11 protein-coding genes are annotated in these 8,563 nt (G+C 45.0%); 1 reads left to right on the forward strand and 10 read right to left on the reverse strand.

The genetic code is table 11. From position 1 onward, the window contains the following. Nucleotides 1–549: 549 nt before the first annotated feature. The 10 genes from GKG43_RS22190 to mgtE all read right to left on the reverse strand — a co-directional run bounded on the left by GKG43_RS22190 (nt 550) and on the right by mgtE (nt 6,952). Nucleotides 550–882, reverse strand: coding sequence for a type II toxin-antitoxin system RelE/ParE family toxin (locus GKG43_RS22190; RefSeq protein WP_055151325.1), 333 nt, complete (start codon nt 880–882; stop codon nt 550–552). Further along, nucleotides 872–1,036 (reverse strand): hypothetical protein, encoded by a 165-nt coding sequence (locus tag GKG43_RS23020; protein ID WP_167702481.1) that lies wholly within the window; start codon nt 1,034–1,036, stop codon nt 872–874. The genes GKG43_RS22190 and GKG43_RS23020 overlap by 11 nt, the downstream gene beginning before the upstream one ends. A 67-nt stretch (nt 1,037–1,103) precedes the next feature. Next, nucleotides 1,104–1,256 carry a hypothetical protein gene (locus GKG43_RS23490; RefSeq protein WP_242843904.1) on the reverse strand — a complete coding sequence of 51 codons (153 nt, stop codon included), beginning with the start codon at nt 1,254–1,256 and terminating at the stop codon, nt 1,104–1,106. Nucleotides 1,257–1,524: 268 nt separating this feature from the next. Then, complete coding sequence (locus tag GKG43_RS22200; RefSeq protein ID WP_055151329.1) at nt 1,525–1,866, reverse strand: nucleotidyltransferase domain-containing protein; 342 nt, start codon at nt 1,864–1,866, stop codon at nt 1,525–1,527. A gap of 1 nt (nt 1,867) precedes the next feature. Further along, nucleotides 1,868–2,080, reverse strand: a complete 213-nt coding sequence (locus tag GKG43_RS22205; RefSeq protein ID WP_050642498.1) for a hypothetical protein — start codon at nt 2,078–2,080, stop codon at nt 1,868–1,870. Nucleotides 2,081–2,302: 222 nt separating this feature from the next. Then, on the reverse strand, nt 2,303–2,482 hold the full coding sequence (gene rpmF, locus GKG43_RS22210) for a 50S ribosomal protein L32 (RefSeq protein WP_004068723.1): 180 nt from the start codon (nt 2,480–2,482) through the stop codon (nt 2,303–2,305). A gap of 3 nt (nt 2,483–2,485) precedes the next feature. Further along, nucleotides 2,486–3,013 (reverse strand): DUF177 domain-containing protein, encoded by a 528-nt coding sequence (locus GKG43_RS22215; RefSeq protein ID WP_055151332.1) that lies wholly within the window; start codon nt 3,011–3,013, stop codon nt 2,486–2,488. Between the two features lie 187 nt (nt 3,014–3,200). Beyond that, nucleotides 3,201–4,391, reverse strand: a complete 1,191-nt coding sequence (locus GKG43_RS22220) for an acetate kinase (RefSeq protein WP_050642500.1) — start codon at nt 4,389–4,391, stop codon at nt 3,201–3,203. Between the two features lie 98 nt (nt 4,392–4,489). After that, nucleotides 4,490–5,485, reverse strand: coding sequence for a phosphate acetyltransferase (pta, locus tag GKG43_RS22225; RefSeq protein WP_050642501.1), 996 nt, complete (start codon nt 5,483–5,485; stop codon nt 4,490–4,492). A gap of 126 nt (nt 5,486–5,611) precedes the next feature. Further along, on the reverse strand, nt 5,612–6,952 hold the full coding sequence (gene mgtE / locus GKG43_RS22230; protein ID WP_050642502.1) for a magnesium transporter: 1,341 nt from the start codon (nt 6,950–6,952) through the stop codon (nt 5,612–5,614). 188 nt (nt 6,953–7,140) lie between these two features. Here mgtE and GKG43_RS22235 point away from each other — a divergent pair, with 188 nt between their 5' ends. Further along, complete coding sequence (locus tag GKG43_RS22235) at nt 7,141–8,427, forward strand: nucleotidyltransferase (RefSeq protein WP_055151335.1); 1,287 nt, start codon at nt 7,141–7,143, stop codon at nt 8,425–8,427. The last annotated feature ends 136 nt before the right edge of the window (nt 8,428–8,563 follow it).

Below are 8,563 nucleotides of genomic sequence, written 5' to 3' on the forward strand. Positions count from 1 at the left end.
ATTGTATCAAATGGGCTGATGCGCGGTCTAACTGCGCTAAACTGCGGCCTGGGTGGGCCGGAGGCCCGGAATAATCACCTTTATGATTCAGCAATTGTCTACATACATCATAATAAGCCAAGAACAATCTTCCGCACCTGGCTTTTAACCGTTTCTTATTTCATTTTTCTGTAATACAAAAATAGAGTTTCACCAGCGATGCTCGCGTCTGCTGCTGTCGCATAGCGGCATCTAATGCTTACGCCGCAATGCGTATCCCGCCGGGAGGGCTTTTTTATCTTATAGGCGAACTTTCCCATAAGATGAAAAAAGGCTTCCCGGAATCCCGGGAAGCCTTGTCTTCTCTGTACTTAGTCAACAGAAATGATTTCTTTTTTGTTTTAAGCGAAGGTGCATCAACCTAATACATTATCACGCGCTGTAACGGCGAAAATTCAAGGGTTTCGCCCATTTTCTCTTTTTATCATATTGTATCCGCCTTCGTCAGTACAGCAGTCATTTGGTGTAAAGATTGGTGTAAACTATGTAAATGAGAAAAGAGACTGCATGTTATAGCCTATAGTCTGTTTCCCCTGACAGGATGGCTTTCCAATTCTGCCTGTCCTTTAAAACCCTTAAGATAATAATCTCCTGTATACCCTGGTCAACCACAAAGAAGATATTGTATGTAGCATAAGGTTTCAGCCTGATCTCCATTCCCTGATACTCAAAGCTTATCCCGCGATAACCAAAAGGAAATGTTTTTAGCTGTTGGATTTCCTTATCATACCTCTCCAGAAAATCATGTGATGCTTTAGGGTTTTCAAAGTTTTCTATCATGTATACGGCTAAATCAGTCACATCCTTTACTGCTTCCTGAGTTTCCCGTATTTTATACATCATACTGTGCTAGCTTCTCCCTGATAATCCTCATAGCTTCATCATGTTCTATCGTTCTGCCAGATCTCATATCAGCAATGCCTTTGTCAAGCATTGCGAATAATTCATTCTGGTCTTTTTCATATTCCTTTTTTCTGTCTTTCGCCGCTATAGCCATAATTTCCTCCTATCTATTAGCCCCTCATCATCGAAACCATTTGAACATATCCTAATTCTAAGCCTATTCATTCGTTATCCGAAGAAGGCAATATTATACCTATGCTTTTTCTCAAATATTCTTTTACTTCCATCAGCATCTCCTCAGCTCTTTCATATTGTATTAATGCTGATTCTTTTGATACGATGTAAAAATCATCATACTCACTGGTATTTCTCACCTGAAAAGCATTCTGTATATATTTGGAATACTTCTTATTGAATATCCCCTCTTTAATTTAGTTTTTCTGGAAATATGCAATTACCCCTAAATGTTTAGAGTAATCTACTCCATCACAAGCTAACAGTGCTCTTACTGCTGAAAACATCGCGTAGTATGATCTGCCTATTGAGTCTTTAAACTGCCCCGCCTCTAATAATAAATTAGCTGATATCATTTTCTCTTCTGCATTAGTAATACGGTACTTTACTAAATTGATTATATCGTCACTAAGCACTGATAACAACCCCTTCCGCTTCAATATTACGGTAGTATGGCAATATCTCCTTATACCGCTCAAACTCATCAAATGGTATTACTGTAGGGGAAATAATTGTGTCATATTCAAGCCCCAAATCAGCCGCTTCATCCCATACCTCTTCCAGAATCTTTTGCAGAGTTATTCTGTCTCCTTTGGCAATCGCTGCCAAATCTATATCTGAAAATTCGTTATAATCACCTCTGGCATAGGAACCATATAAAAATATTCTTACAAGATTTTCTCCAAATGCCTTTTCATAAATTTTTTTCATCTGCTCTATAATGATATTAAATTCAGACTTCCTACACACATCAGCACCCCTTTCTACTTATTTTTAAAAGGTTACTTGTACATGCAGGTCTTCTGTACTTTTTCAAATTCTCATAAGCCTGCATTTTCTCTTCATCAGGTTCCGTTCCATTAAAAAGAGAATCTAAATTCTCCATAATATTTACAATATATACCACTTTATCATCTGGCATCTTTTCAATTAATTCAAAAGCCTTTTCTTTTATTGCAGGCATTTTATCACCTTCCTGCTTGAAACAGAATTTCCTTCTATATTCTATATTATAACAGGAATATAGAGAAAAGACACTTCTTTCACTGAATGTTTCCGATTTTATTCATTTCATCACGCACACGTGTTTGGTTCACATGATTATATATCTCCATAGTGACAGAATTGGTGTAAACCCATGAAAAAAGGCTTCCCGGAATCCCGGGAAGCCTTGTCTTCTCTGTACTTAGTCAACAGAAATGATTTCTTTTTTGTTGTAAGAGCCGCAAGCCTTACATACTCTGTGAGGCATCATAAGTTCTCCGCACTTGCTGCACTTCACAAGGTTTGGAGCACTCATCTTCCAATTAGCTCTTCTCTTATCTCTTCTAGCTTTTGAAGATTTATTCTTTGGACAGATAGACATAGGTTACACCTCCTTAAAATTCTTAAACAAATCACGGACAACTGACATTCTTGGGTCAAGCCCCGTATCTTCACAGTCACAGGTACCCATATTTAGGTTCTGACCACAAACGTTACAAATGCCTTTACAGTCTTCGCTGCATAGAACTTTCGTCGGCCATCCTATCAATATCTCATTAAAGAGCATTTTGTCCACGTCAAGATGATATCCGTCAATGAAATTTGATTCATCTAATCCTTCCGGCAAATCGGCATCCGCAACATTCAAATCCACGCGCTTGATAAAATCCAGTACAAACTCCTGCTTTACATCCTCCAGGCAACGGTCACATGGTATCATAACCGAAACTTTCGTCTCTGCCTTGATCTGTAATTCCTTGTTCTTTACGTGTGTAACGACAACGTGCACAGGTTTTTTGCTGACCACCGGAAACAAACCGGTCTTCAACTGCAGTTCTTCCAATTCCACAGGCACTGTTTCTTCAACTGTCTTATGCTGGTCTGACAGAACGTCTGATAGGCTAATTAACATCTTCATTACTCCTATTCATACCTAGATTATTATATCATGTAAAATAAGTTTGTCAACTAAAAAATGTAAAATAAAGGGGATCTTCATAGGGGTCTGACCCCTTTGCGCACCGTTTTCAGAATATTCTAACAAATCAGATGAGCGGACAGACATGGGATCTATCCGCTCATTCTTTTTATCGTCAGCCTTATTTTACAAGTGCAACTGTCTCTCTTGCGATTGCCAGCTCTTCGTTCGTCGGTATTACATAGACTTTTACTTTTGAGTCTGGAGTCGAGATCATCACTTCCTCGCCTCTCTTGGCATTGGCTTCTTTGTCAAGCTCTATGCCAAGGAACTGCAGGTAACTGCAAACCTCTTCGCGTACTTCGTGGTCGTTCTCGCCGATTCCTGCTGTGAAGACGATGTTATCCACGCCGTTCATAGCTGCTGCATAGCTTCCGACATATTTGGCTACTCTGTATGAGAATACCTTCAGGGCGATCTGTGCCTGTTTGTTTCCTTCCGCAGCTGCAGAGGACAGGTCCCTGAAATCGCTGGACAGCCCTGACAGACCGTATACGCCGGAATCCTTGTTCAGGACTTTCATCAGGCCTTCGATATCCAGATTTTCTTTCTTTGCTATAAATTCCATGATCGCCGGATCAATATCTCCGGAACGTGTTCCCATAACCAGCCCTTCCAGCGGGGTCAGTCCCATGGATGTGTCTACGGATTTGCCGTTTAATACGGCACACACGCTTGCGCCGTTTCCAAGGTGGCAGACGATCGTCTTCACGGCGTCATAAGGCTTACCTGAAATCTCCGCTGCCCGTTTGGATACGAAGCTGTGGCTTGTCCCGTGGAAGCCGTAGCGTCTTACTTTATATTTGTCATAATATGCATAAGGAAGTCCGTACATATATGCTTTTTCAGGCATCGTCTGGTGGAACGCCGTATCGAATACGCCAACCATAGGAGTATTCGGCATCAGCTCCTCACATGCATTCACGCCAATCAGGTTTGCCGGGTTATGTAACGGCGCCAGGTCGTTACACTCCTCTACTGCCTTCTTAACTTCTTCTGTGATCACTACAGAAGAGGCAAACTTCTCTCCTCCGTGTACCATACGGTGTCCTACAGCACCGATCTCGTCCAGGCTCTTAACAACACCTGTCTCGGAATCCGTCAACGCGTCGATCACGTACTTGATTGCCTCTGTATGGGTAGGCATGTCTTTTTCCGACTTCACTTTCTCTCCGCCCGCCGGCTGATAGGTAAGGCTGCCGTCGATTCCGATCCTCTCGCAGAGGCCTTTTGCCAGCACCTTCTCTGATTCAGAGTCGATTAACTGGAATTTCAGAGAAGAACTTCCGCAGTTGATTACTAATACATTCATTTTATTATCCTCCTGAATTTCTATATAAGGGGCGTTCTCCGCCTCTCTTACATACAACTTTTTAACAGTCCGGTTAAGCTTGAACTGTTACCAACGGTTTATTGTGCCTGAGCCTGCACTGCCGTGATCGCTACAACGCCCTCAATATCCTCGGCACTGCATCCGCGTGACAAATCATTGACAGGAGCCGCGATCCCCTGTGTAAGCGGTCCGTAAGCTTCTGCTTTCGCCAGCCTCTGTACTAGCTTATATCCGATGTTCCCTGCATCCAGATCCGGGAAAATCAATACGTTGGCATGTCCTGCAACCGGGCTTCCCGGAGCCTTGGATTCCCCTACTGACGGCACGATAGCTGCATCCAGCTGTAACTCTCCGTCCAGCTTCAGTTCCGGCGCCAGTTCTTTTGCAATCTTTGTTGCCTCTACTACTTTGTCAACATCCGCATGCTTTGCGCTTCCCTTTGTGGAATGTGACAGCATGGCTACAATCGGTTCTTTCCCTGTCAGCGTACGGAAAGAATCTGCGGATGAAACCGCAATGTTGGCAAGCTTCTCCGGATCCGGGTTCTGTTCCAGTCCTGAATCCCCGAAGATAAATGTTCCGTCCGCTCCCATATCACAGTCCGGTACCACCATCAGGAAAAATGCAGAAACAAGCTTTGTGCCCGGCTTGGTCTTTAAAATCTGCAGACATGGACGAAGCGTGTCCGCCGTTGAGTGGCATGCGCCGGATACCATGCCGTCCGCATCCCCCATCTTCACCATCATAACGCCATAATACAGGTAATTATTCAGAAGCAGTTCTTTGGCCTGATCTTCCGTCATTCCCTTTTTCTGCCTGAGTTCTACTAATTTTGCAATGTAAGCCGCTGTCTTTTCACTCGTTGCAGGGTCTACAACCACAGCGCCGGAGATATCATATCCCGCCCCGTTTTTCTCAACTTCCTCTTTGCTGCCCACGAGGATCAGATTGGCTGTCCCCTCCTTCAAAACTGCTTCCGCAGCCTGGTAAGTCCTGACATCTTCCGTCTCCGGAAGTACGATTGTTTTCTTATCAGCTTTCGCTCTTGCCTTGATTTCGTCAATAAATCCCATGATTTAAATGCCACCTTTCATTTTTTCTCACTCTTTCCATTATAACCCAAAGAATTTTTGTATACAAGTATATACTATGTGTATTTTTAAATACAATCCCATATGAAACCAATTCTTGCCGCTGCATCAGGCATTCAGGTGAAATATAGCAGTAACGATATTAAAATAAACCAGAATTGTGCATGTATCGAGAATCGTGGTTATCAGAGGTGCTGCCATGATCGCCGGATCCAGCCCAAGCTTCTTCGCCAGCAGAGGCAGCGTGCAGCCGATGCATTTCGCCATGACAACGACCGCCATCATCGTGATACCAAGCGCTATTGCCAGTGTGATGTTCTGTCCATACATGATATAAATGCGGATACCATTCACTACCGCCAGCAAAACACTGACCACAAGCGCCACACGGATCTCTTTAAAGATAACGCGGAAAATGTCTTTGAACTGTATCTCACCCACGGCCAGCCCGCGGATCACCAGGGTGGAACTTTGGGATCCACAGTTACCGCCCGTCCCCATGAGCATGGGAATAAATGTAATCAGAACCGGCATCACCGCCATCGCCTCCTCATAGAATCCGAGGATTTCCCCTGTCACCGTGGCGGAAAGCATCAAAAGCATCAGCCAGAGACTCCTGTTCTTTGCATGCCGGAACACCGAAGTTCCAAAATAAGAATCTTCATTCGGGCTGACACCGGCCATGATACTGATATCCTCGGTTGTCTCATCCTGCAGGACGAACATCGCGTCGTCAACCGTAACAATCCCGACCAGACAGTTTTCGTGGTCTATGATGGGAATCGCTATCAATCCGTACTTCTTAATCGTAACGGCCACATCCTCCTGGTCGTCCAGCGTCTTGGCGCAAAGCACATTCTCATCCATGATCTCCTCGATCAGCCAGGTATCCCCGGCCGTCAGCAGATCCTTGACATCCACCGCGCCGATCAGCCGCTTCTTCTCCGTCACATAGCAGGTATAGATCGTTTCCTTATTAATGCCGACCTGGCGGATCTTCAGGATAGCATCCGCCACCGTCATCTCTTTTCTCAGGCTGATGTAATCCACATTCATGATACTGCCCGCACTGTCCTCCGGATACTGCAGCAGCACATTGATCTTCTTCCTTGTATCTTCATCCGTGGCCATAAGCAGACGGTCCACCACATTGGCGGGCATCTCCTCCAGAACATCCACGGTATCGTCCACATACATCTCGTCCATAACTTCTTCCAGCTCGGAGTCCGTAAGGGCATTGATCAGATCCTCACGCATATCGCTGTTCATATCCGTAAAGACCTCTGCCGCCTCCTCCTTGGCCAGAAGCCGGAAAATAAGGAGCGCCTGTTTTCTGTCAAAATCCTCCAGCATCTCCACGATATCGACTGGATGTATGGCTTCTAATTCTTCTTTCAATTCCTTAAATCTGCGCTGTTCCAGAAGCTCTTCAATCTTCGTTTTTTCCATGCCATACACCCTCTTTTGTCCTGATTTATTCGTATCTGTTCTGAACCATGAACAGCTACATTATTCTAAAAAATCTCTGTACTTACTTATATTTAACAGAAATCAACCTTAATAAACACATTTCAGCCTATAACATCCTGTCATTTTATAGTATAATGGTTAATAAATTGATATACAAGGAGAATCTTATGAAAATTGTCGGTTTAATCACAGAATACAATCCGTTTCACAACGGACATCAATACCATATAGAAAAAGCGAAGGAAGTCACCGGCGCCGACACCGCCATTGCCATCATGACCGGGGATTACGTCCAGAGAGGTACCCCGGCCATCATGCCCAAATACATACGCGCAGAGATGGCTTTAAAATGCGGCGCCGGTGCGGTCTTCGAGCTGCCTGTCTGCTATTCCACCGGAAGCGCCGAATTATTCGCCATGGGCGCCGTCTCCTTTCTGGACAGCTTGGGAATCGTGGACTCCATCTGTTTCGGCAGCGAATGTAATGATCTGGATGGGCTTCAGAAAATTGCGGACATCTTATATGAGGAGCCGGAAGAATACAAAAGCTTTCTTCAGAACGGTTTAAAGAACGGTCATACTTTCCCTGCCGCCAGGCAGGAGGCCCTGGCCGCCTATATGGGCAGCACGGACTATACCTTCCTGCTCAACGATCCGAACAACATCCTCGGAGTCGAATACCTAAAAGCACTCAAAAAGCTGAACAGCCCGATCCGCCCATATACCATCAAAAGAGTGGAATCCAACTACCACGACAAGAAACTAAATTCCAGCTACAGCTCCGCATCCGCCATCCGTTCCCTCCTGGCCTACTCCAGCTCCGCTATCAGCACCCGGTCCGTAGGCAGCACGTTCGAAAACACGCCTTTTTCCAACATATTAAATGAGCTGGAAGACCAGGTGCCCTCCAGCTGTCTTGAGCTGTTAAAAGACTACCACCGCGTGAAATATCCGGTCTACCAGAATGACTTTTCCCTTATCATGAAGTACAAACTTCTGAATAAGACGGCCAATGACCTGAGCCGTTACATGGACGTATCCGTGGAGCTTGCCAACCGTATCATCAACCAGCTCAACAACTTTTTCAACTACAAACAGTTCTGCGAGCTGCTTAAGACAAAAGAAATCACCCAGACCCGCATTAACCGCGCCCTTCTTCACATCATGCTGGGCATCAAAAAGGACAGTGTGGAAGAATATATCGAGGGAGGCTATCACTACTACGCCCGTCTTCTGGGTTACCGCAAAGACCGAGAAAGAATCCTGGGCAGCGTAGTCAAAAATGGAACACTGCCGCTGCTGACCAGCCTTTATGAGACAGATGATATCCCCGAAATCGGGCAGAAAATGCTCTATCACGATATACTCGCGTCAAACCTATATACATCCGTCATCACGGATAAATTCAAGACGGCATTCTCTAATGAGTATCGGCAGGGGGTAATTAAGGTGTAGGGGGACCGCGCCGATGAGGGACAGGCGGGCAGGCGTACACATGCTGTTTGAAAATGCTAGAGTGCATCTTACGAATTCTAGGAAGCAAGCAGGCCCGAAACAGGGGAGAATCCGTGATTCGAAATCACGGATTCTC

It is taken from the genome of Eubacterium sp. BIOML-A2 (assembly GCF_009680135.1).
GTDB classification, from domain to species: Bacteria; Bacillota; Clostridia; order Lachnospirales; family Lachnospiraceae; genus Faecalicatena; species Faecalicatena contortus_B.

Bases quoted from the DNA above. Each gene is read 5' to 3' on its own strand.
- mgtE (WP_050642502.1), bottom strand. From the start codon at position 6,952: ATGGAAAAAACGAAGATTGAAGAGCTTCTGGAACAGCGCAGATTTAAG.
- GKG43_RS22215 (WP_055151332.1), bottom strand. From the start codon at position 3,013: ATGTTAATTAGCCTATCAGACGTTCTGTCAGACCAGCATAAGACAGTT.
- GKG43_RS22235 (WP_055151335.1), top strand. From the start codon at position 7,141: ATGAAAATTGTCGGTTTAATCACAGAATACAATCCGTTTCACAACGGA.
- GKG43_RS22205 (WP_050642498.1), bottom strand. From the start codon at position 2,080: ATGCCTGCAATAAAAGAAAAGGCTTTTGAATTAATTGAAAAGATGCCA.
- rpmF (WP_004068723.1), bottom strand. From the start codon at position 2,482: ATGTCTATCTGTCCAAAGAATAAATCTTCAAAAGCTAGAAGAGATAAG.
- GKG43_RS22220 (WP_050642500.1), bottom strand. From the start codon at position 4,391: ATGAATGTATTAGTAATCAACTGCGGAAGTTCTTCTCTGAAATTCCAG.
- pta (WP_050642501.1), bottom strand. From the start codon at position 5,485: ATGGGATTTATTGACGAAATCAAGGCAAGAGCGAAAGCTGATAAGAAA.
- GKG43_RS23020 (WP_167702481.1), bottom strand. From the start codon at position 1,036: ATGGCTATAGCGGCGAAAGACAGAAAAAAGGAATATGAAAAAGACCAG.
- GKG43_RS22190 (WP_055151325.1), bottom strand. From the start codon at position 882: ATGATGTATAAAATACGGGAAACTCAGGAAGCAGTAAAGGATGTGACT.